Raw genomic sequence first — 21,546 nt, forward strand, 5'->3', positions numbered from 1 at the left:
GTTATCGTTTATCGCGGGCAAGCCACGCTCCCACAGGATTGGGGATGCCTTACAGGTCGCCGAGGCCGTCGATTAGTGCCTGATTCTGCTCCGGCGCGCCGATGGAAATCCGCAGGAACTGGGCAATCCGCTCCTGCTTGAAGTGCCGAACAATCACGCCCTGTTCGCGCAACTTCGCCGCCAGCCCTGCCGCATCATGCTTCGGGTGACGAGCGAAAATGAAGTTTGCCGCCGACGGCAACACCTCAAACCCCTTCGCCTCCAGCTGCGCGACCATCTTCTCACGACTCTCGATGACCAACCGGCAGGTCTTGTCGAAATACTCGCGATCCTCGAACGCCGCCGTAGCCCCCACAATCGCCAGACGATCCAGCGGGTAGGAGTTGAAGCTGTTCTTGATCCGCTCCAGCGCCTCGATCAGGTCCGGATGCCCTACCGCCAGACCAACCCGCAGGCCCGCCAGCGAACGGGACTTGGACAGGGTCTGAGTGACCAACAGGTTCGGATAACGGCCCACCAACGTGATCGCCGTTTCACCGCCGAAATCAATGTAAGCCTCATCCACCACGACCACGGAATCCGGGCTGGCCTTGAGAATTTGTTCAACAGCGTCCAGCGCCAACAGGCAACCGGTCGGCGCATTCGGGTTAGGGAAAATGATCCCGCCGTTCGGCTTGGCGTAGTCTGCCGGGTTGATCTGGAATTGTTTATCCAGCGGCACTGCGTCGAATGCGATGCCGTACAACCCGCAATAAACCGGGTAGAAGCTGTAGCTGATATCCGGGAATAACAGCGGCTGATCGTGTTGCAGCAAACCGTGGAAAATGTGCGCCAGGACTTCATCTGAACCGTTGCCGAGGAACACCTGATTGCCCTGCACCCCGTAGTACTTGGCAACAGCCTGCTTGAGCAGGTCGCTGTTCGGGTCCGGGTACAGACGCAGGTTGTCGTTCAGCTCGGTTTGCATCGCCGCCAGGGCTTTAGGCGATGGACCGTACGGGTTCTCGTTGGTGTTGAGCTTCACCAGTTTCGCCAACTTTGGCTGCTCGCCTGGCACGTAAGGCACCAGATTCTTGACGAAGGGACTCCAGAATTTACTCATGCTCAGTTGCCCTGCCCTTGAAGAAAGTCTTCGTCAACGATGCGGTATTCGGCGCTCCTCGCGTGAGCGGTCAGCGACTCGCCACGGGCCAGCACGGAAGCGGTTTTGCCCAGTTCGGAGGCACCCTGCTCGGAGCAGAAGATGATCGACGAACGTTTCTGGAAGTCGTAAACACCCAGCGGCGAAGAGAAGCGCGCGGTGCCGGACGTCGGCAACACGTGGTTAGGACCCGCGCAATAGTCGCCCAGGGCCTCGGACGTGTGACGTCCCATGAAGATCGCCCCGGCGTGACGAATCTGCGGCAACCAGGCCTGCGGATCGGCAACCGACAACTCCAGGTGTTCTGGCGCGATACGGTTGGCGACTTCGATGGCTTGTTCCATGTCGCGAACCTTGATCAGCGCACCACGACCATTGATCGAGGTTTTGATGATTTCGGCGCGTTCCATGGTCGGTAGCAGTTTGGCGATGCTGGCCGCGACCTTGTCGAGGAACCCGGCGTCCGGGCTGACCAGAATCGCCTGGGCGTCTTCGTCGTGCTCGGCCTGGGAGAACAGGTCCATGGCAATCCAGTCCGGATCGGTCTGACCGTCACACACCACGAGGATCTCGGAGGGGCCGGCGATCATGTCGATGCCGACCTGACCGAACACGTGGCGCTTGGCGGTGGCGACATAGATGTTGCCAGGGCCAACAACCTTATCGACCTTCGGCACGCTTTCGGTGCCGTAAGCCAGCGCTGCAACGGCCTGGGCGCCGCCGATGGTGAACACCCGGTCAACCCCGGCAATGCAGGCCGCGGCCAGCACCAGCTCGTTGATTTCGCCGCGTGGAGTCGGCACGACCATGACCACTTCGGTCACGCCTGCAACCTTGGCCGGAATGGCGTTCATCAGCACCGAGGACGGGTACGACGCCTTGCCGCCCGGCACATACAGACCGGCGCGATCCAGCGGCGTGACCTTCTGGCCCAGCACCGTGCCGTCGGCTTCGGTGTAGCTCCAGGAGTCCTGTTTCTGTTTTTCGTGATAGCTGCGCACGCGGGCCGCGGCTTTTTCCAGCGCTTCACGCTGAGGCACGGTGATGCGGGTCAGGGCCAGTTCCAGGCGTTCGCGCGGCAGGATCAGGTCTGCCATGGAGGCGACTTGCAGGCCGTCGAACTTCTGGGTGAATTCCACCAGCGCCGCGTCGCCACGTTCGCGCACAGCCTTGATGATGTCCAGCACCCGCTGATTGACCGAGTCGTCAGACACACTTTCCCAGCTCAGCAGATGATCCAGATGATGTGCGAAATCCGGGTCAGCAGCGTTGAGTCGGCGAATTGCAGTCGGTGCGGTCATAGCGAGAGCCTCATAGGATTGGCAAAAACTCGGGCGCCCTAAGCTAGCCGTTGATCCGCTTGGGCACCCGAGAATTCTGGCTATGAGGCGGATAGACGGGCGCGACTCAAGGTCGCGCAGGTGAATCAGCCGCGGTGTCGAGACTCCACTGCCTTGCGCAGGGTGTCGATCAACGCCTGGATACGGGCGTGTTGCATTTTCATCGATGCTTTGTTGACGATCAGTCGGGAGCTGATGTCGGCAATGAAATCCTGGGGTTCCAGGCCATTGGCGCGCAGGGTGTTACCGGTGTCGACCACATCGATGATCTTGTCCGCCAGACCGATCAGCGGCGCCAGCTCCATCGAGCCGTAGAGCTTGATGATGTCGACCTGACGGCCCTGCTCGGCGTAGTAACGCTTGGCGACGTTGACGAATTTGGTCGCCACTCGCAGACGGCCCTTGGGCTCGACATCGCCGACACGGCCGGCGGTCATCAGCTTGCAGAGGGCAATTCGCAGATCCAGAGGCTCGTACAAACCCTGGCCGCCGTATTCCATCAGCACGTCTTTACCGGCGACGCCCAGGTCGGCGGCACCATGCTCGACATAGGTCGGCACATCGGTGGCGCGCACGATCAGCAGGCGCACATCGGCCTGGGTCGTGGGGATGATCAGCTTGCGGCTCTTGTCCGGATTCTCGGTCGGCACGATGCCCGCTTCAGCCAGAAGCGGCAGGGTGTCGTCAAGGATGCGGCCCTTGGACAGTGCGATAGTCAACATGGGAAACGTCAGTCCTTATCAAGGTACTCATGCCCGGTCGCAAATGGCGCCGGACACACATCGAGCCTGAAACAGGCTCGACTTCAACAAATCAACGGACACGTCCCTGTGCCCATGCAGCAGAAACTAGCCCGGTACGCGGCGGATTTTCGCGCCGAGCATCTGCAGTTTCTCTTCGATGCACTCGTAACCACGGTCGATGTGGTAGATGCGGTCGATCAGGGTATCGCCCTCGGCGATCAGCGCCGAGATCACCAGGCTGGCCGAAGCACGCAGGTCGGTAGCCATGACTGGCGCGCCCTTGAGTTTTTCGATGCCGGTGACGATGGCGGTGTTGCCTTCGACCTGGATGTGAGCGCCCATGCGGTGCAGTTCGTAAACGTGCATGAAGCGGTTTTCGAAGATCGTCTCGATCACCGCACCAGTGCCTTCGGCAATGGCGTTGAGGGAGATGAACTGCGCCTGCATGTCGGTCGGGAACGCCGGGTATGGAGCGGTCCGCACGTTGACGGCTTTCGGCCGCTTGCCGTGCATGTTCAGTTCGATCCAGTCTTCGCCGCAGGTGATTTCAGCACCCGATTCGCGGAGTTTTTCCAGAACGGCTTCCAGGATGGTCGGATCAGTGTCCTTGACCTTCACGCGACCGCCGGTCACCGCTGCCGCCACCAGGTAGGTGCCGGTCTCGATACGGTCAGGCATCACCTTGTAAGTGGTCGGGTGCAGACGCTCGACGCCATCGATGGTGATGGTGTCGGTGCCAGCGCCGGAAACCTTCGCGCCCATGGCGTTCAGGAAGTTCGCCAGGTCGACGACTTCAGGCTCGCGAGCGGCGTTGGCCAGAACGCTGCGGCCCTTGGCCAGGGCAGCGGCCATCATGATGTTCTCGGTACCGGTCACGCTGACGGTGTCGAAGAAGAAGTGCGCACCGCGCAGGCCACCCTCAGGGGCCTTGGCCTTGATGTAGCCACCTTCTACGTCGATGACCGCGCCCATGGCTTCGAGGCCACGGATGTGCAGGTCGACCGGACGCGAACCGATGGCGCAACCGCCAGGCAGTGCGACTTCGGCTTCGCCGAAACGGGCAACCATCGGGCCCAGCACCAGGATCGAGGCACGCATGGTTTTCACCAGTTCGTACGGCGCGATCAGGGTCTTGATGGTGCGCGGGTCGATTTCGACGCTGAGCTTCTCGTCGATCACCGGCTCGATGCCCATGCGACCGAACAGCTCGATCATGGTGGTGATGTCGTGCAGGTGCGGCAGGTTGGCCACGGTCACCGGGCCATCACACAGCAAGGTGGCAGCCAGGATCGGCAGGGCAGAGTTCTTTGCCCCGGAAATGCGGATCTCGCCATCAAGACGAGCGCCACCGGTAATAATCAATTTATCCATAAGAATCTCGACGCCCTTGGGCTCAGGTGCGCTCGGCCCAGGCCGCGCTGCTGAAAAATTTCATAGTGACCGCATGGATGCTGCCATCGGTGATCCATGGGTTCAAATGGGCATAGATCTGCTGCTGACGCTTCACCGGGCTCAACGCCGCCAGTTCATCGCTAATCACGTTCAGCTGAAAGTTGCAGCCTTCGCCCTCAACTTCTACCTGCACTTGTAAAAGAGTCTCGGACAGCTTTCCTTCAAGAAAGCTCTTCACTTCGGTGGCCTGCATGCTCAACCTCAATCGGCGCTCTGTGCGCGCGGGTCGGACATCATACAAAAAAGCCCCGCGCCTGCGAACCCCGCGAAGCAGGACTCTGACGGGGGGCTTCTTTATAGATGCGGTTCAGGGATGCGCCAACAGCTCGGTCAACTCGCTGACCTGAGCGATTTCACGCATATCGTCGGGCATCGCACGAATGCTCAGGGCCTTGCCGGCCGCCTGGGCATCGCGCATGAAGCACAGCAGCAGCGACAAGCCGACGCTGCTGGACTTCTCCACCGAGGAGCAATCAACCACCAGCGCAGCCGCGTTACTGGACTTGATCAGCGCCTGCCCCTGCTTGCGCAGGTTCGGGCCTGTCCGGTAATCCAGCACGCCACTGAGCAGCAGCTCGCCGGATTCGCTCATGCGAATGGCCGATTCACTCATTGGGTTTGGTTCTCGGTAGATTTTTCGGTGGCTTCCTTGGCTTTGGCGACTTCCCCGGCCCAACCATTGATGGTTTTGTCCAGATCGTTGCCATTGCGCTGCATCGCATCAGCGAACTGATCGCGGAACAGTTTGCCGATATTGATGCCATTGATGATCACGTTGCGCAGCTTCCACTCGCCATTGATCTTTTCGAGTGTGTACGACACAGGATAGATCGCGCCACTGCTGCCTTTGACCGTCATGCCAACGCTGGTACGGTCTCCCGACTCATCCTTGGCAGGATCGACGACGATGCCCTGGTTGTCGTACTCAAGCAAAGCATTGCCATAGAACTGGAACAGGCCTTTTTTGAAGTTTTCCTGAAATGTGCGCATTTGTTCAGGCGTGGCTTTGCGCGAGTACTTGACCGTCATGATGCTCTTGGAAATACCCTCGGCATCCACAACGGGCCCCACGATGCTGTTCAGCGCCGCATAAAAGTCTTGCGGATCCTGCTTGTACTTTTCTTTGTTGGCGGCTAGATCCGCCAACAACCGGGTGGTGGTGTCCTGTACCAGATCATGCGCGGAAGGCGCCGCCACGGCGTTAGCCATCAACGGCAAGGCCGCGAGTAATACCAACAGGCCACGTCGCAAGATAGAGATCATTCAAAAGCTCCTCATTTGGCGTCTTTGCTAACGGTATTGAGCAGGAATTTACCGATCAGGTCCTCAAGCACCAGCGACGACTGCGTGTCATGGATGGTTCCACCATCCTTGAGTGGAGTTTCTTCACCGCCCACGCTGATGCCGATGTATTTCTCACCCAACAGGCCAGCGGTCAGGATAGATGCAGTGGAGTCGGTCGGCAGGTTATCTACGCGCTTTTCCAGTTGCATGGTCACCCGGCCGGTGAAGCTGTCGCGGTCCAGATCGATCGCCGTGACCTTACCAATGGTCACACCGGCCATGGTCACTTTAGCTCTGACAGTCAAACCGGCGATATTGTCGAAATATGCATAAAGTTTATAGGTGTCGGTGCTCGGGCTTGGGGACAGACCACTGACCCGCAACGCAAGCAACAGCAAAGCCAGGATGCCAGCCAGCAAGAAAAGGCCGACACCGATTTCCAGGGTGCGGTTTTGCATCAGAAATCTCCAAACATCAAGGCGGTCAAAATAAAGTCCAGGCCGAGTACAGCCAAAGAGGCATACACCACGGTCTTGGTAGTGGCACGACTGATCCCCTCGGAAGTGGGCTCGCAGTCATAGCCTTGGAATACGGCGATCCAGGTCACGACGAAGGCAAAAACGATGCTTTTGATAATGCCGTTGAGCACATCGTCGACGAACGTCACGCTGTTTTGCATGTTCGACCAGTAGGAGCCTTCATAGACACCCAGCCAGTCGACAGCCACCCACGAACCGCCCCAGATACCCACCACGCTGAAAATCATTGCCAGCACCGGCAGGGAAATGAAACCGGCCCACAGGCGCGGGGCAATGATGTACTTGAGCGGGTCGACCCCGATCATTTCCAGGCTGGACAACTGCTCGGTGGACTTCATGTTGCCGATTTCGGCGGTCAGCGCCGAACCCGCACGCCCGGCGAACAGCAAGGCTGTGACCACCGGCCCCAGCTCACGCAGCAGCGTCAGCGCTACCATCTGCCCGACGGCCTGCTCCGAGCCGTAGCTGGACAGAATGTTGAAGCCTTGCAGCGCCAGCACCATGCCGATGAACACCCCGGAGACCACGATGATCACCAGGGACATCACGCCCACCGAATGCAGCTGCTTGACCAGCAGGCCAAAACCGCCGCCGATGCCACCACGACCGAGCAAGGCATGAAACAGGAACAGCGCCGAACGCCCGAACACCGCCAGCACCTCGATACCGGCAGAGCCGAACCGACGCACTCTCTCTATTAATGAAATCTTGCGCATCAGCGCTTCCCCAGAAGATCTGCGCGGTAATCCGTCGCTGGAAAGTGGTAGGCGACCGGGCCGTCGGGTTCGCCTGTCATGAATTGACGGATACGTGGCTCATCGGAGGTCATCAACTCCTTGGGCGTGCCCTGCCCCAACACTTGCCCATCGCCCACCACAATGAGGTGGTCGGCGATGCTCGCGGTCTCGGCCAGATCGTGGGAAACCACGATGCTGGTGATGCCCAGCGCATCGTTGAGCAGGCGGATCAGGCGCACCAGAACGCCCATGGCGATCGGATCCTGGCCGACAAAGGGCTCGTCATACATGAGGATTTGCGGGTCGAGGGCAATCGCCCGCGCCAGCGCGACGCGACGCTTCATGCCGCCGGACAATTCGTCAGGCATCAGATCGATGGCGCCCCGCAAGCCCACGGCCTGCAATTTGAGCAGGACAATGTCGCGAATCATTTCTTCCGGCAGCGAGGTATGAACACGCAATGGAAAGGCGACGTTCTCGAACACATCGAGATCGGTAAACAATGCGCCGCTCTGAAACAGCACGCCCATGTGCTTGCGCGCATCGAACAGATCGCTGCGCGACAACGTTGGCAGGTTCTGGCCATTGACCCAGACTTCGCCGCTGGTTGGGCGCAATTGTGCGCCTATCAGCCGCAACAGCGTGGTCTTGCCACACCCGGAAGGCCCCATGATGCCGGTGACCTTGCCGCGTGGTATGCGGATATCGACGTTATTGAAAATGCTGCGCGCACCGCGCTTGAAGGTCAGTCCCTTCAGCTCGACCGCGTAGGCGTTATCGGCACTCATCTAAACTCCTTGCGATGCAGCCTCTCACTCGGACGCCTGGCTTTCTGGCGAAAGCACATACCTCCCCGGGCAGGCCGAACTGGCGGCGAACTATATCACTGCAAAGCTCAAGCGCCCAAGGCCCAAGCCGGGCATGTTCAGCAACATGACCTCCTGAAATCATCTATTTAGAGAGGATTCGGTAACAAGTAATGACAAACCGTGACGAACTTGCGTGAGGGTTTTGATCATTACCGTTATAATCGCCGCCTTTTCATCAGGCTATTCGATTTCCGACATGAACCAATCCAGCGACCTAATTCAATCAGCACAACGTACCATCCGCCTCGAACTGGAAGCCGTGCAAGGCTTGCTACCCCATATCGATGCAGATTTCGTACGTGCTTGCGAGATGATTCTGGCCAGCAAAGGCCGCGTGGTCGTGGTCGGCATGGGCAAATCGGGGCACATCGGCAACAAGATTGCCGCCACCCTGGCCAGCACAGGCACCACGGCGTTCTTCGTGCACCCGGCCGAGGCCAGCCATGGCGACATGGGCATGATCACCCGTGATGACATCATTCTGGCGCTGTCGAACTCCGGGTCGACCAACGAAATCGTCACGTTACTGCCGCTGATCAAGCGCCAGGGCATTCAAATGATCAGCCTGACCGGTAACCCCGAGTCGCCGCTGGCCAAGGCAGCGGAAGTCAACCTCAATGTAAGCGTCGAACACGAAGCCTGTCCGCTGAATCTGGCACCTACCTCGTCGACCACCGCGGCGCTGGTCATGGGTGACGCTCTCGCCGTTGCCTTGCTTGAAGCTCGCGGCTTTACCGCTGAAGATTTCGCTTTTTCCCACCCGGGTGGTGCCCTTGGCCGCCGCTTGTTACTGAAAGTGGAAAACGTCATGCATGCCGGCACCGAGTTACCGCAAGTGATATGCGGTACGCTGCTCAAGGATGCCTTGATGGAAATGACCCGCAAGGGGTTGGGCATGACCGTCGTACTAAGCACAGATGGAAAACTCGCCGGGATCTTCACCGACGGCGACCTGCGCCGCACCCTGGACCGCACCATTGATATTCATAGCACGACCATTGACGAAGTGATGACCGCCCACGGCAAGACCGCACGCGCCGAGATGCTCGCCGCCGAGGCGCTGAAAATCATGGAAGACCACAAGATCAATGCGCTGGTAGTAGTCGACAGCGAAGACCGCCCGGTCGGCGCCTTGAACATGCACGACTTGCTGCGTGCGGGAGTAATGTAATGAGCACGGACCTGCTGCAACGTGGCAAACAGATCAAACTGGCGGTATTCGACGTCGACGGCGTACTGACCGACGGGCGCCTGTATTTCCTCGAAGACGGTAGCGAATTCAAGACTTTCAACACCCTCGACGGCCAGGGCATCAAGATGTTGATGGCCGCCGGTGTGCAGACCGCGATCATCAGCGGCCGCAAAACGCCGGTGGTCGAGCGGCGAGCGAAGAACCTCGGCATTCCACATCTGTTTCAGGGCCGAGAAGACAAACTGGTGGTACTCGACGGGCTTCTTGCCCAACTCAACCTGAGTTATGAACAAGTGGCCTATCTCGGCGACGACCTGCCTGATCTGCCGGTGATTCGCCGCGTCGGTCTGGGCATGGCGGTGGCCAGCGCTGCCAGTTTCGTGCGCGAACACGCCCACGGCATCACCCAGGCCCGTGGTGGCGAGGGTGCCGCTCGCGAATTCTGCGAATTGATCCTGCGCGCCCAGGGCCGCCTCGATGCGGCCAACGCCGCGTACCTGTGAGCCCATCATGCTGAGCAAAAAGATCCGCAACATCCTGATGTTCGGTTGCATCGCAGCGATTTTTGCAGCGGTCGGCTACTGGAACATCAGCCCGGAACGCTTCCTCGACAAACCGGTGGTGAAGGTCGATGAAAGCGCGATCGACTATTACGCCGTCAACGCCCACAGCGTGCAGTACCTGCCCGACGGCAAACTGCAATACGAAATGACGTCGGACAAGGTCGAGCACCTGAAAGCGACCGAAGTGACGTTGCTGACCAATCCTGACCTGAACATGTTTCGTGGCACCGAATTCCCCTGGCACGTCCAGAGTGAGCGCGGCGAAGTCAACCCGGACGGCACTCAGGTCGAGCTGATTGATTCGGTACGTATCACGCGTTTCGACGAAAAAAATCGCAAGACCCTGATTACCACAACCCGTATGACAGTGTTCCCGCAGCAGGAATATGCGCAGACCGATCAACCCGTTAGAATCGACGGCGCTGGCGGTGTATCGACAGGCAACGGAATGAAAGCGTACTTGAAAGAAAGCAGGATACACCTGCTATCGAACGTAAGAGGACAGTATGAGGCTCGTTAAAACTCTCCCTATTTTGCTCAGTCTGGGCGCAGCACTGGGAAGCGTGAGCGCCTGGGCTCTGCCGAACGATCAAGAGCAGCCTATCCGCATTCAGGCCGACGATGCCCAACTGGACGACAAGAATGGCGTTGCCACCTACAAAGGCGACGTGATCATCACCCAAGGCTCGATGAAGGTCACCGGCAATACCGTGACCATCACCCGTACCCCGGCCGGCGACATCGACGTAGTGACTTCGGTGGGCAACCTCGCCTACTTCGAGCAACTGCAAACGGCGGGCGACACCAAGCCGGTTCAGGGCTACGGCGTAACTATTCAGTACCACGCCTCGCAAAACCGCGTCGTGCTGATCGATCGCGCCAAAGTCATCGACAAGGACAACAACGTCACCCAAGGCGAGAAAATCGTCTACGACACGGTCAAAAAGCTTGCGAGCGCCGGTCGCGCCACGGGTAACAAGGTCACCGAGTCGCGTCCTCGCATCGACATGGTGATCCAGCCGAAGAAGAAAACCGACGAGCAAAAGGCCCAGTAATGGCAACTCTGAAAGCTCAGCATCTGGCCAAGAGCTACAAGAGCCGTCAGGTCGTGCGCGACGTCAGCCTGTCTATCGACAGCGGTCAGATCGTCGGCCTGCTTGGTCCTAACGGCGCCGGTAAAACCACGTGCTTCTATATGATTGTCGGCCTGGTACAGGCCGATCAGGGCCGCGTACTGATCGATGACCTGGACGTCAGCCACCAGCCGATGCACGGTCGTGCGAAGGCGGGTATCGGCTATCTTCCGCAAGAAGCGTCGATCTTCCGCAAACTGTCGGTGGCCGACAACATCATGGCCATCCTCGAGACTCGCAAGGAACTCGACAAGGCCGGTCGTCGCCAAGAGCTGGAAAGCCTGATGCAGGAATTCCACATCCACCACATCCGCGACAACCTCGGCATGAGCCTGTCCGGTGGTGAACGCCGCCGAGTGGAAATCGCCCGAGCGCTGGCCACCAATCCGAAATTCATCCTCCTCGACGAACCCTTCGCCGGTGTGGACCCGATTTCGGTAGGCGACATCAAGCAGATCATTCATCACCTCAAGGCCAAAGGCATTGGCGTGCTGATCACGGACCACAACGTCCGCGAAACCCTGGATATCTGCGAAACCGCCTACATCGTCAACGATGGTCAACTGATCGCCGAAGGTGACTCTGCCACCATCCTGGCCAATGAACTGGTCAAGGAAGTGTATCTGGGCCATGAGTTCCGCCTGTAAGCACTGAGGTGCCCGGGTCGCCGAGAGGGCGCTCGCTTCAATAAAAAAATCAATAACTTTTTATTGTTACAGCGCTCTAGGCAAACACTTCAGTTTCGGGCATATAATTTGCTTATGTTTGGCGCTTCGGCGCCCTGTAGTGGATGGCGCATGTGCGCCGGCGAATAAGGTGTTAAGCCCCTGCCATGAAACCATCGCTAGTCTTGAGAATGGGCCAGCAGCTGACGATGACACCGCAGCTGCAACAGGCCATACGCCTGCTCCAATTGTCGACCCTGGACCTGCAACAGGAAATCCAGGAGGCCCTGGAGTCCAATCCGATGCTCGAACGCCAAGAAGAAGGCGACGACTTCGATAACGCAGACCCCTTGGCCGATAGCGCCGAACAGAAACCCAACGCCGACGTTCAGGAACCCTCCTACCAGGAAACCGCCCCGACGGTGGATAACCTAGAGGAAGGCGACTGGAACGAGCGAATTCCCAACGAATTGCCCGTCGACACCGCCTGGGAGGACGTCTACCAGACCAGCGCCAGCAGCCTGCCGAGCAACGATGACGACGAGTGGGATTTCACCACCCGTACGTCGGTCGGTGAAAGCCTGCAAAGCCATTTGCTCTGGCAGCTGAACCTTGCACCGATGTCCGACACCGATCGCCTGATCGCCGTAACCCTGATCGATTGCATCAACAATCAGGGCTACCTGGACGAAACCCTCGAGGAAATCCTCGAAGCGTTCGACCCGGAACTGGACATCGAACTGGACGAAATCGAAGCCGTCCTGCACCGCATCCAGCAATTCGAACCCGCTGGCATCGGCGCCCGCAATCTCGGTGAGTGCCTGCTGCTGCAACTGCGCCAGCTGTCCGCCAAGACCCCCTGGCTGGCAGAGGCCAAGCGTCTGGTCACCGATTACATCGACCTGCTCGGCAGCCGCGACTACAGCCAGCTAATGCGCCGCATGAAGCTCAAGGAAGATGAGCTGCGCCAGGTCATCGAACTGGTCCAGAGCCTCAATCCGCGTCCGGGCTCGCAGATCGAGTCCACCGAAGCCGAATACGTTGTTCCGGACGTGATTGTGCGCAAGGACAACGAACGCTGGCTGGTGGAGCTGAATCAGGAGTCGGTGCCACGCCTGCGGGTCAACGCCCAGTACGCCGGTTTCGTGCGTCGTGCCGATACCAGCGCCGATAACACCTTCATGCGCAATCAACTGCAGGAAGCTCGCTGGTTCATCAAGAGTCTGCAAAGCCGCAATGAAACCTTGATGAAAGTCGCCACCCAAATCGTCGAGCATCAGCGCGGCTTTCTTGAATACGGTGACGAAGCCATGAAGCCGTTGGTGCTGCATGACATCGCCGAAGCGGTGGGCATGCATGAATCGACGATTTCACGGGTAACCACGCAAAAATTCATGCATACCCCACGGGGCATCTATGAACTGAAATACTTTTTTTCCAGCCACGTCAGTACCTCCGAAGGCGGTGAATGCTCGTCCACGGCGATCCGCGCGATCATCAAAAAACTGGTTGCCGCGGAAAATCAGAAAAAGCCGTTGAGTGACAGCAAGATCGCTGGTTTACTGGAGGCACAAGGCATTCAGGTGGCTCGCCGCACCGTCGCCAAGTACCGCGAATCCCTCGGGATCGCGCCTTCGAGCGAACGCAAGCGGTTGATGTAGAGCCACGCCACAGCGTTCCAGTGGTAGATCATCTGATCTACCGCTTTATGCACTGGCAACGAAGGAGAAGCTGTATGCAAGTCAACATCAGTGGACACCAACTGGAAGTGACCGAACCCCTGCGCACCTACATCGGCGAAAAACTCGACCGATTGGAGAGGCATTTCGACAAGATCACCAATGTGCAAGTCACGATGAACGTCGAAAAACTGCTGCAGAAGATCGAAGCCACGCTGCATATTCCCGGCGGAGAAGTGGTCGCCAATGCCGAGCATACGGACATGTATGCCGCCATCGACCTGCTGACCGACAAGCTGGATCGCCAACTCAAAAAGCATAAGGAAAAGACCCAGAGCCTCCTCCAGGGCGCGACCGGTCGTTAACATCCCCAACCCATGATCCGACTTGAAACCATCCTGACCCCCGGCCGTTCCCTCGTGAACGTGCCGGGCGGCAGTAAAAAGAAAGCCCTCGAACAGATTGCCAACCTTATCCACAAAGAAGTGCCGGATCTGGCCATGCAGGATGTATTCGAGAGCCTGGTTGCCCGTGAAAAACTCGGTTCCACCGGTTTTGGCAACGGCATCGCCATCCCCCACTGCCGCCTAAAGGGCTGCGACTCGCCCATCAGTGCCTTGATGCACCTGGACGCGCCTATCGATTTCGACGCCATCGACGGAGCCCCGGTTGACCTGCTGTTTGTGCTGCTGGTCCCGGAAGCCGCCACCGACGCACACCTGGAACTGCTGCGCCAGATCGCCAGCATGCTTGATCGCAAGGAAGTGCGCGAAAAACTGCGCAGCGCCCCGAGCAACGAAGCCTTGTACAAGGTTGTCCTGGACGAGCAGAACGGTCACTAATCATGCGCCTGATCATCGTCAGCGGCCGCTCCGGCTCAGGTAAAAGTACCGCCCTCGATGTGCTCGAGGACAACGGCTATTACTGCATCGACAACCTGCCTGCCGGTCTGCTGCCGGAGTTGGCCGAACGCGCGCTGATTCATACCGAACTGGCACAACCGCTGGTGGCCGTGTCCATCGATGCGCGTAACTTGCCAAGCCACCTGTCGCGGTTTCCCGAATTGCTGGAAGAAGTCCGCAGCCGGCATATCCAGTGCGATGTGCTGTACCTGGACGCCGACGAAGAAACCTTGCTCAAACGCTTTTCGGAAACTCGCCGTCGTCACCCGCTCAGTAGCGCCAATCGCTCATTGGCGGAGGCGATAGAGGACGAAACCAACCTGCTCGGGCCTATCGCCGATCTGGCCGACCTCAAGGTCAATACCACCAATCTGAACCTGTATCAGTTACGCGATACCATCAAGCTGCGCCTGCTGAATCAGCCGGAACCGGGCACTGCGTTCCTGGTGGAGTCTTTCGGGTTCAAACGTGGCATGCCGGTGGACGCCGATCTGGTGTTCGACGTGCGCTGCCTGCCCAACCCTTACTGGAAGCCGGAGCTACGGGCACAGTCCGGGCTCGATCAACCGGTGGCCGAGTACCTGGCGGCACAACCTGACGTCGAAGAGATGTTCCAGGACATTTCCTCCTACCTGCTCAAGTGGCTGCCCCGCTTTGCCGCCAGCAACCGCGCCTATGTCACCATTGCCATTGGCTGCACCGGCGGGCATCACCGCTCTGTCTACCTGACCGAACGTCTGGGTCAGGTCCTGCTAAAAACCCTGAAGAACGTCCAGGTCCGCCACCGCGACCTCAGCTAAAGGATTCACATCGCGATGCCTGCTCTGGAAATCGAAATCATCAACAAGCTGGGCCTGCATGCCCGCGCGTCTGCAAAATTCGTTGGCGTCGCCGGTGAGTTCAAGGATTGCACGATCAGGGTGGGACGCACCCCAGAATCCACGGTCGATGGCAAAAGCATCATGGCCATGATGATGCTCGCTGCAGGCAAGGGCACCAAAATCTATATCAGTACCGAAGGCGAAGACGAGCAGAGAGCACTGGATGCGCTGACAGACTTGATCAACCGTTACTTCGACGAAGGCGAATAAACAGCGCGGGCTCTTGTGGCGAGGGAGCTTGCTCCCGCTGGGCTGCGAAGCGGCCCCAAAATTGCCACCCGTGTACGCCAAACATAACCGCATTCGCTGATTTTACGACTGCTCCGCAGCCGAACGGGAGCAAGCTCCCTCGCCACAAAAGCACCTTTTCACTAAGCCTGCACACCTCAAGCAAGCGCGGTATCCATCACCATCATCAGACAAAACCCGATCAGCAGCCCAAGGCTGGCCAGTTTGTCGTGACCATGGCGGCGCGACTCGGGGATGACTTCGTGAGTCACCACCAGCAACATCGCACCAGCCGCCAGTGCCAGCCCCAAAGGCAACAGCAGTTCGGCCAGGCTCACCAGCCAAGCACACAACAGAGCAAAGACCGGCTCGACCAACCCTGACGCAGCACCGATCAGGAACGCCTTGACCCGCGACACCCCTGCTCCCGCCAACACCAACGCAATCACCAGCCCTTCCGGCACATCCTGCAAGGCGATGCCCATGGCCAGGCTGTCGGCGTCAGGCATGCCACCGCCGGCCGAGACGCCGACCGCCATGCCTTCGGGGATGTTGTGGGCGATGATGGCAAACACAAACAGCCAGATCCGCGGCGGAATAACCGGTCGCTCCAGTGTCCCCACGAGCATTTCGGGCGTAGCACCAGAGACCTTGCGATCCACCAGAAACAGCCCGAATGCACCCAGCATGATGCCGAAGCTGATCAGGCCGCTGGCCGCCCAAGGCGTCAGGCCGAGGTTTTCGGCCGCGGCAATGCCCGGCACAATCAGCGAAAACGCCGTCGCCGCGAGCATCACTCCGGCCCCGAAACCCAGCAGCGTATCGCTGACTGCCTGAGGCATCTGCCGAATCACCAGCACCGGCACTGCGCCCAAAGCTGTACCCAAGGCGCAAATCGCCCCGCCTTGCAGGGCACGCTGCAGTTTCGGTTCGAGGTCCAGCCAGCTCAGCCCCTGGGCAGCCAATAACGTCATTCCTGCCAGCAGTAACAGCGATCCCAGTGCGTAACGAAACATCCGTCCACTTCCGGCCGCCAGTGTTTCAGTGCCCATAGTCAGCCCTGGATTGTTTTTATAGAAGATTCAAACCAGCGCAGCCTGATAACGCGCGGCGACTTCAGGCCAATTGATCACGTTGTAGAACGCATTGATGTATTCCGGACGGCGGTTCTGATAGCGCAGGTAATAAGCGTGTTCCCAAACGTCCAGGCCGAGAATCGGCGTATTGCCATTCATCAATGGGCTATCCTGGTTGCCGCTGCTTTCAACGATCAAGGTCTTTTGCGGCGTCACGCTCAACCAGGCCCAACCGCTACCGAAACGGGTCAGCGCAGCTTTGGTGAAGGCTTCCTTGAAGTTGTCGAGACCACCCAGTTGTTCGTCGATCGCCTTGGCCAGCGCGCCTTCAGGCTGGCCACCGCCGTTGGGTGCCATGACTTCCCAGAACAACGAGTGGTTGGCATGCCCACCGCCCTGATTGATCACCGCCGCACGAAGTTTTTCCGGCAATTGCTGGGCAGCCGCCACCAGTTTTTCCACGGGCCATTCAGCAAATTCAGTGCCTTCTACCGCAGCGTTGAGGTTGTTGATGTAGGTCTGGTGATGTTTGGTGTAGTGGATTTCCATGGTCTGCGCATCGATGTGCGGTTCCAGGGCATCGTAGGCGTACGGCAAGGCAGGCAAGGTAAAAGCCATTTCAATGAACTCCATGTTGTAAGGGCGCAGGCTGATGCGAGGGCGACGCGGTGTCGGTGTGCAACAAACGGTGGGTGCGCGGATACTCGCCGTGATCGCTGATGAAATTCAGCAGTTCGACATAGGTTTTGCTGCTCTGGCGCAGCGCGGCCTCACGCAAAGCCGGCGCCAGTCGCGGGTTCTGCATGGTCTGCAACAGTCGTTGATGGATCGCGCACAAGTACTCGGCGCTCTCCTCCGGCTGGTTCAGACGCAAGTGCAGGTCCGCCAGGTTATGGTGGGAAATCACGCAAGCCGCCACCGCTTCGTCGGCATCCGCCCAGCGCTCGAACAACACTTGTGCCAGGGCCAATGCCTGCAAATAAGCCTCGCGGGCATCGACCAGCTCGCCCAGCATGAAACAGCGATTTGCTCTTTCGATCGTGCGTTTCCAGTGCTCCATGGTGAGCCTCCAAAGCGGTAGCAGTGATTAAACGCCGCCTGCGGTGAGCTTCTCTGGGTTGAGCAATTCTTCCAGTTGGCTACGCGTCAGGTCGGTGTGTTCCAGGGCGACATCGATCACCGGCCGGCCCTGCTGATAAGCCTTCTTGGCAATCTCAGCGGCTTTTTGGTAACCAATAATCGGATTGAGTGCAGTGACCAGAATCGGATTGCGCGACAGCGCTTCCTTGAGCCGGGCCTCGTTGACCTTGAAACTGGCGATAGCCTTGTCGCCCAGCAGACGGCTGACATTGGCCAGCAACTCGATACTGCTCAGCAGGTTCTGGGCGATGATCGGCAGCATGACATTCAGCTCGAAATTGCCCGACTGACCGGCAACGGTGATCACCGTATCGTTGCCGATCACCTGAGCGGCGACCATCGCGGCAGCTTCCGGGATCACCGGATTGACCTTGCCGGGCATGATCGACGAGCCCGGCTGCAAGGCTTCGAGTTCGATTTCACCGAGCCCGGCCAACGGGCCGGAATTCATCCAGCGCAGGTCGTTGGCGATTTTCATCAAGGAAACCGCTGTGGCCTTGAGCTGCCCTGAAACGCTGACCGCCGTGTCCTGCGAACCGATCAGCGCAAACAGGTCCTTGCCCGGCGTGAACTGAACCTGAGTCAGTTGGCTGAGTTGTTGGCTGAAACGCGCCGCAAACTCCGGATGGGCATTGATCCCGGTACCCACCGCCGTGCCGCCCTGGGCCAGGGATTGCAGGCTCGGCAGCAGATCCTGCAAGTGACCGATATTGGCCTTGAGCTGTTGCGCCCAACCATTGAGCACCTGACTCATGCGCACCGGCATGGCGTCCATCAAATGGGTACGCCCGGTTTTGACGAATGGATGAACCTGCTCGGCCTTGTGCTCGATCACCTGCACCAGATGCACCAGCGCCGGCAGCAACTGCTCATGCAAGCTCAATGCGGCGCTGACATGGATGGTGGTGGGGATGATGTCGTTGCTGCTTTGGCCGCAATTGACGTGATCGTTGGGATTCACCGGCTCGCCCAACAAGCGGCTGGCCAGGGTGGCGATCACTTCATTGGCGTTCATGTTGGAGCTGGTGCCGGAACCGGTCTGGAAGATATCCACCGGGAAGTGCTGCATGAAGTCGCCTTCGAGCAGGCCTTGAGCCGCGTCGACGATCGCCTTGCCCTGGGATTCGCTGATCTGTTTGAGCTCGACGTTGGCTCGGGCGGCAGCAGCCTTGGCCAGAATCAGCGCCCGGATGAACTGCATGGGCATCGGTTTGCCGCTGATCGGGAAGTTATCCACTGCGCGTTGGGTTTGCGCGCCGTAAAGCGCGTCTATCGGGACTTGCAACTCGCCCATACTGTCGCGTTCGATACGTGTGTTATTCATCAGGAGATCCTTGCACCAGTTCTATGAGAGGAATCGAAGGTTGCAACTCGCAGGTCGCCAGTTGCCAGGCGTAGCTTTGCCAGCGCTTGAGGCGGCAACCGCAGAGTGATTGCCGTTCGAGATCGCGCAACGGCCGCCAGGCCTGGTCGAGACACAGGCTGCGCCAGTGCCAGGGCAGTGCGACGTCGGTGGCAGTGTCGAGCAATAAACGGAAGGAGGTTTCGGCGATGGTCCAGGGAGAGGTGGCCGTGCAACACGCCAGATACCGGCCCTCGGCCAGGTAATGTTCGATCAGGCGCGGCTCGTCAGGGTCCATGGCGCAACGGATCTGGCGACTCATCCAACGCCAGCTTTCGAGGTAAGGCTGCTCGTGCAAGGCAGAACTCATGATCCGGGCTCATTCGGTAATGAGATTTATTATTAGATGATAATGAGAACCAAAACAAGCATGACAAGCCAGGGATCCCATTGTGGGAGCGGGCTTGCTCGCGAAAGCGGTGTACCAGCCGCCGCAGATGTCGAATGTGATGGCCTCTTCGCGAGCAAGCCCGCTCCCACAGGATCGGTGTTGCGGCCAATAAAAAAGGCGCGCCATCCGATGGATGGCGCACCTTTTTGTGCAGCGACCGGGGTTAGCTACCCGCCACTGTCATCCGCTCGATCAACACCGAACCGGTGCGAATGTTGCTGCGCAACTCCAGGTCATTACCGACCGCAATGATCTGCTTGAACATGTCGCGCATGTTGCCGGCGATGGTCACTTCCTGGACCGCGAACTGGATTTCGCCGTTCTCGACCCAGAAACCCGCCGCGCCACGGGAGTAATCGCCAGTGACCATGTTCAGGCCCTGCCCCATCAGTTCGGTGACCAGCAGGCCACGGCCCATGCGGCGCAGCAAGGCTGCCTGATCTTCATCGCCATGGGTGACGAACAGGTTGTGCACGCCGCCGGCGTTGGCGGTGCTCGGCATGCCTAGTTTGCGGCCGGAGTAGGTGCCGAGTATGTAGGACACCAACTCGCCCTTCTCCACGAATGGCTTGGCGTAAGTCGCCAGGCCATCGCCGTCGAAGGCCGAACTTCCCAGAGCGCGCATCAGGTGCGGACGTTCATCGATGGTCAACCATTCCGGGAACAATTTCTGCCCCAGAGTGCCTTCGAGGAACGACGATTTGCGATACAGGCTGCCGCCGGAGATCGCCGACAGGAAACTGCCGAACAAGCCACCGGCCAGTTCCGCGGAAAACAACACCGGCACTTCGCAGGTCGGTACCGGACGCGCGCCCAGACGGCTCGCCGCCCGTTGCGCGGCGCGTTGGCCGATGCTCTGCGCAGAGGCCAGCAAATTGCCCTGACGGTTCACGTCGTACCAGTAATCGCGCTGCATCTGGCCATCGGCTTCGGCGATCATCACGCAGCTGAGGCTGTGACGAGTCGACGCGTATCCGCCGATAAAACCGTGGCTATTACCGTAAACCCGACAGCCCTGGTGAGTGCTGAGGGTGGTGCCGTCGGCGTTCTTGATCCGGCTGTCGGTGGCAAACGCCGACGCTTCACAGGCCAGGGCCTGCTCGATGGCTTGCTCCGGGGTAATGCCCCATTCGTGGAACAGGTCGAAATCCTGCAGATCCTTGGCCATCAACGCGGCATCCGCCAGGCCCGAGGCTTCGTCTTCGGAGGTGTGCTTGGCAATGGCCAGCGCGGCGGCGACGGTTTCGCGAATCGCTTCCGAACCGCTGGCCGAGGTGCTGGCCGAGCCTTTGCGCTGCCCCACATACAAGGTGATACCAAAACCCTGATCGCGATTGAACTCAACGGTTTCGACTTCGCGCTGACGCACCGTGGTCGACAGGCCCTGCTCCAGCGACACGGCCACTTCACAGGCACTGGCGCCCTGGCGCTTGGCTTCAGCGATGATCTGCTCGACTTGTTCTTGCAGTGCCGGCAACGCTTGTGGGCCGACGCTTTCAACTGCACTCATGCTGTTCTCCACTCAAATTCTGCTTTCGGCTGGGGCCTTCGAGCGACCGGGCCGGACAAGCGGCCCCCGACTGGTTATCATGGCGGCGTTTCTTTGCGGACGGCCACCATGGTTGATTCTTACGACGACTCCCTCGATACGGGAGAAAAAAGCAAATCCCAGGTTAAACGCGAGCTGCATGCTCTGGTTGACCTCGGCGAGCGCCTTACAACGCTCAAGCCTGACTTGCTGGCAAAACTGCCATTGACCGACGCTTTGCGCCGGGCTCTGGGCGATGCCTCCAAACACACCGCGAATATCGCGCGTAAACGGCACCTTATGTTCATCGGCAAACTGATGCGCGATCAGGACACTGACGCCATTCTGACTCTGCTCGATCAACTGGATGCCTCCACTCGGCAGTACAACGAACGTTTCCATGGCCTGGAACGCTGGCGCGATCGCTTGATCGCGGGCGACGATGCGGTCCTGGAGAAGTTCGTGCTCGACTACCCGGAAGCTGATCGTCAGCAATTGCGCTCCCTGATCCGTCAGGCCCAGCACGAACTGGCGACCAACAAGCCGCCGGCCTCGAGCCGTAAAATCTTCAAGTACATCCGTGAGCTGGACGAGACTCAACGCGGTTTGCGTTAAGTCCCGAATCGGGTGAGTTGCCAAGCGGCTCACCCGAAGCTCCATC

27 protein-coding genes are annotated in these 21,546 nt (G+C 59.1%); 11 read left to right on the forward strand and 16 right to left on the reverse strand.

What is annotated here, in order from left to right; genetic code table 11:
* Nucleotides 1-49: 49 nt before the first annotated feature.
* The 10 genes from hisC to PSH88_RS25995 all read right to left on the reverse strand — a co-directional run bounded on the left by hisC (nt 50) and on the right by PSH88_RS25995 (nt 8,024).
* Complete coding sequence (gene hisC / locus PSH88_RS25950) at nt 50-1,102, reverse strand: histidinol-phosphate transaminase (protein WP_305423499.1); 1,053 nt, start codon at nt 1,100-1,102, stop codon at nt 50-52.
* A gap of 2 nt (nt 1,103-1,104) precedes the next feature.
* Nucleotides 1,105-2,442 (reverse strand): histidinol dehydrogenase, encoded by a 1,338-nt coding sequence (gene hisD, locus PSH88_RS25955; protein ID WP_305423501.1) that lies wholly within the window; start codon nt 2,440-2,442, stop codon nt 1,105-1,107.
* A gap of 125 nt (nt 2,443-2,567) precedes the next feature.
* On the reverse strand, nt 2,568-3,203 hold the full coding sequence (gene hisG / locus PSH88_RS25960) for an ATP phosphoribosyltransferase (protein WP_007901570.1): 636 nt from the start codon (nt 3,201-3,203) through the stop codon (nt 2,568-2,570).
* A gap of 126 nt (nt 3,204-3,329) precedes the next feature.
* Complete coding sequence (gene murA, locus PSH88_RS25965) at nt 3,330-4,595, reverse strand: UDP-N-acetylglucosamine 1-carboxyvinyltransferase (RefSeq protein ID WP_305423503.1); 1,266 nt, start codon at nt 4,593-4,595, stop codon at nt 3,330-3,332.
* 22 nt (nt 4,596-4,617) lie between these two features.
* Nucleotides 4,618-4,869 carry a BolA family protein gene (locus tag PSH88_RS25970; protein WP_305423505.1) on the reverse strand — a complete coding sequence of 84 codons (252 nt, stop codon included), beginning with the start codon at nt 4,867-4,869 and terminating at the stop codon, nt 4,618-4,620.
* A gap of 114 nt (nt 4,870-4,983) precedes the next feature.
* Nucleotides 4,984-5,289: an STAS domain-containing protein gene (locus PSH88_RS25975; RefSeq protein WP_305483405.1), complete on the reverse strand. Its 306-nt coding sequence runs from the start codon at nt 5,287-5,289 to the stop codon at nt 4,984-4,986.
* A complete protein-coding gene (locus PSH88_RS25980) occupies nt 5,286-5,939 on the reverse strand; it encodes an MlaC/ttg2D family ABC transporter substrate-binding protein (protein ID WP_305483406.1) in 654 nt (217 codons plus the stop codon). Before PSH88_RS25980 ends, PSH88_RS25975 begins: the two co-directional genes overlap by 4 nt.
* An 11-nt stretch (nt 5,940-5,950) precedes the next feature.
* Nucleotides 5,951-6,418, reverse strand: a complete 468-nt coding sequence (mlaD, locus tag PSH88_RS25985; RefSeq protein WP_205888811.1) for an outer membrane lipid asymmetry maintenance protein MlaD — start codon at nt 6,416-6,418, stop codon at nt 5,951-5,953.
* Nucleotides 6,418-7,215, reverse strand: a complete 798-nt coding sequence (gene mlaE, locus PSH88_RS25990; RefSeq protein WP_305423508.1) for a lipid asymmetry maintenance ABC transporter permease subunit MlaE — start codon at nt 7,213-7,215, stop codon at nt 6,418-6,420. The genes mlaD and mlaE overlap by 1 nt, the downstream gene beginning before the upstream one ends.
* Nucleotides 7,215-8,024, reverse strand: a complete 810-nt coding sequence (locus PSH88_RS25995) for an ATP-binding cassette domain-containing protein (protein WP_305423509.1) — start codon at nt 8,022-8,024, stop codon at nt 7,215-7,217. Before PSH88_RS25995 ends, mlaE begins: the two co-directional genes overlap by 1 nt.
* 277 nt (nt 8,025-8,301) lie before the next feature.
* Between PSH88_RS25995 and PSH88_RS26000 the strand changes: the two genes are divergently transcribed.
* The 10 genes from PSH88_RS26000 to PSH88_RS26045 all read left to right on the forward strand — a co-directional run bounded on the left by PSH88_RS26000 (nt 8,302) and on the right by PSH88_RS26045 (nt 15,330).
* Nucleotides 8,302-9,276: a KpsF/GutQ family sugar-phosphate isomerase gene (locus tag PSH88_RS26000; RefSeq protein ID WP_305423510.1), complete on the forward strand. Its 975-nt coding sequence runs from the start codon at nt 8,302-8,304 to the stop codon at nt 9,274-9,276.
* Entirely contained in the window at nt 9,276-9,800 is a 525-nt protein-coding gene (locus PSH88_RS26005) for a KdsC family phosphatase (protein ID WP_030128008.1), read from the forward strand. Before PSH88_RS26000 ends, PSH88_RS26005 begins: the two co-directional genes overlap by 1 nt.
* A gap of 7 nt (nt 9,801-9,807) precedes the next feature.
* The gene (gene lptC / locus PSH88_RS26010) at nt 9,808-10,380 is read left to right on the forward strand and encodes an LPS export ABC transporter periplasmic protein LptC (RefSeq protein WP_305423513.1); all 573 of its coding nucleotides are present in this window, start codon (nt 9,808-9,810) and stop codon (nt 10,378-10,380) included.
* On the forward strand, nt 10,367-10,915 hold the full coding sequence (gene lptA, locus PSH88_RS26015; protein ID WP_038978968.1) for a lipopolysaccharide transport periplasmic protein LptA: 549 nt from the start codon (nt 10,367-10,369) through the stop codon (nt 10,913-10,915). The genes lptC and lptA overlap by 14 nt, the downstream gene beginning before the upstream one ends.
* Nucleotides 10,915-11,640 (forward strand): LPS export ABC transporter ATP-binding protein, encoded by a 726-nt coding sequence (lptB, locus tag PSH88_RS26020; protein WP_095634839.1) that lies wholly within the window; start codon nt 10,915-10,917, stop codon nt 11,638-11,640. Before lptA ends, lptB begins: the two co-directional genes overlap by 1 nt.
* 185 nt (nt 11,641-11,825) lie before the next feature.
* Entirely contained in the window at nt 11,826-13,319 is a 1,494-nt protein-coding gene (locus PSH88_RS26025; RefSeq protein WP_052965570.1) for an RNA polymerase factor sigma-54, read from the forward strand.
* A 74-nt stretch (nt 13,320-13,393) separates the two neighbouring features.
* A complete protein-coding gene (hpf, locus tag PSH88_RS26030; protein WP_003178005.1) occupies nt 13,394-13,702 on the forward strand; it encodes a ribosome hibernation-promoting factor, HPF/YfiA family in 309 nt (102 codons plus the stop codon).
* Between the two features lie 12 nt (nt 13,703-13,714).
* On the forward strand, nt 13,715-14,179 hold the full coding sequence (gene ptsN, locus PSH88_RS26035) for a PTS IIA-like nitrogen regulatory protein PtsN (RefSeq protein WP_305423518.1): 465 nt from the start codon (nt 13,715-13,717) through the stop codon (nt 14,177-14,179).
* 2 nt (nt 14,180-14,181) lie between these two features.
* The gene (gene rapZ / locus PSH88_RS26040; protein ID WP_305423520.1) at nt 14,182-15,039 is read left to right on the forward strand and encodes an RNase adapter RapZ; all 858 of its coding nucleotides are present in this window, start codon (nt 14,182-14,184) and stop codon (nt 15,037-15,039) included.
* Nucleotides 15,040-15,054: 15 nt separating this feature from the next.
* Complete coding sequence (locus tag PSH88_RS26045; RefSeq protein ID WP_008037392.1) at nt 15,055-15,330, forward strand: HPr family phosphocarrier protein; 276 nt, start codon at nt 15,055-15,057, stop codon at nt 15,328-15,330.
* 176 nt (nt 15,331-15,506) lie between these two features.
* Here the strand turns inward: PSH88_RS26045 and PSH88_RS26050 are convergent, their stop codons facing one another.
* The 6 genes from PSH88_RS26050 to pmbA all read right to left on the reverse strand — a co-directional run bounded on the left by PSH88_RS26050 (nt 15,507) and on the right by pmbA (nt 20,867).
* Nucleotides 15,507-16,400 (reverse strand): ZIP family metal transporter, encoded by an 894-nt coding sequence (locus tag PSH88_RS26050; protein WP_305423523.1) that lies wholly within the window; start codon nt 16,398-16,400, stop codon nt 15,507-15,509.
* Between the two features lie 30 nt (nt 16,401-16,430).
* Nucleotides 16,431-17,042, reverse strand: coding sequence for a superoxide dismutase (locus PSH88_RS26055; protein ID WP_305423525.1), 612 nt, complete (start codon nt 17,040-17,042; stop codon nt 16,431-16,433).
* 1 nt (nt 17,043) lies between these two features.
* Nucleotides 17,044-17,484, reverse strand: a complete 441-nt coding sequence (locus PSH88_RS26060) for a DUF2753 family protein (RefSeq protein ID WP_095055119.1) — start codon at nt 17,482-17,484, stop codon at nt 17,044-17,046.
* Nucleotides 17,485-17,511: 27 nt separating this feature from the next.
* Nucleotides 17,512-18,888, reverse strand: coding sequence for a class II fumarate hydratase (locus tag PSH88_RS26065; RefSeq protein WP_305423526.1), 1,377 nt, complete (start codon nt 18,886-18,888; stop codon nt 17,512-17,514).
* Nucleotides 18,881-19,276 (reverse strand): FagA protein, encoded by a 396-nt coding sequence (locus PSH88_RS26070; protein WP_305423527.1) that lies wholly within the window; start codon nt 19,274-19,276, stop codon nt 18,881-18,883. Before PSH88_RS26070 ends, PSH88_RS26065 begins: the two co-directional genes overlap by 8 nt.
* A gap of 244 nt (nt 19,277-19,520) precedes the next feature.
* Nucleotides 19,521-20,867 (reverse strand): metalloprotease PmbA, encoded by a 1,347-nt coding sequence (pmbA, locus tag PSH88_RS26075; RefSeq protein ID WP_305423528.1) that lies wholly within the window; start codon nt 20,865-20,867, stop codon nt 19,521-19,523.
* A gap of 108 nt (nt 20,868-20,975) precedes the next feature.
* On the opposite strand from pmbA, the gene yjgA reads away from it, so the two are divergent.
* A complete protein-coding gene (gene yjgA / locus PSH88_RS26080; protein ID WP_150582315.1) occupies nt 20,976-21,500 on the forward strand; it encodes a ribosome biogenesis factor YjgA in 525 nt (174 codons plus the stop codon).
* Nucleotides 21,501-21,546 lie beyond the last annotated feature (46 nt).

The sequence above is a fragment of the Pseudomonas wuhanensis genome, assembly GCF_030687395.1.
GTDB classification, from domain to species: domain Bacteria; phylum Pseudomonadota; class Gammaproteobacteria; order Pseudomonadales; family Pseudomonadaceae; genus Aquipseudomonas; species Aquipseudomonas wuhanensis.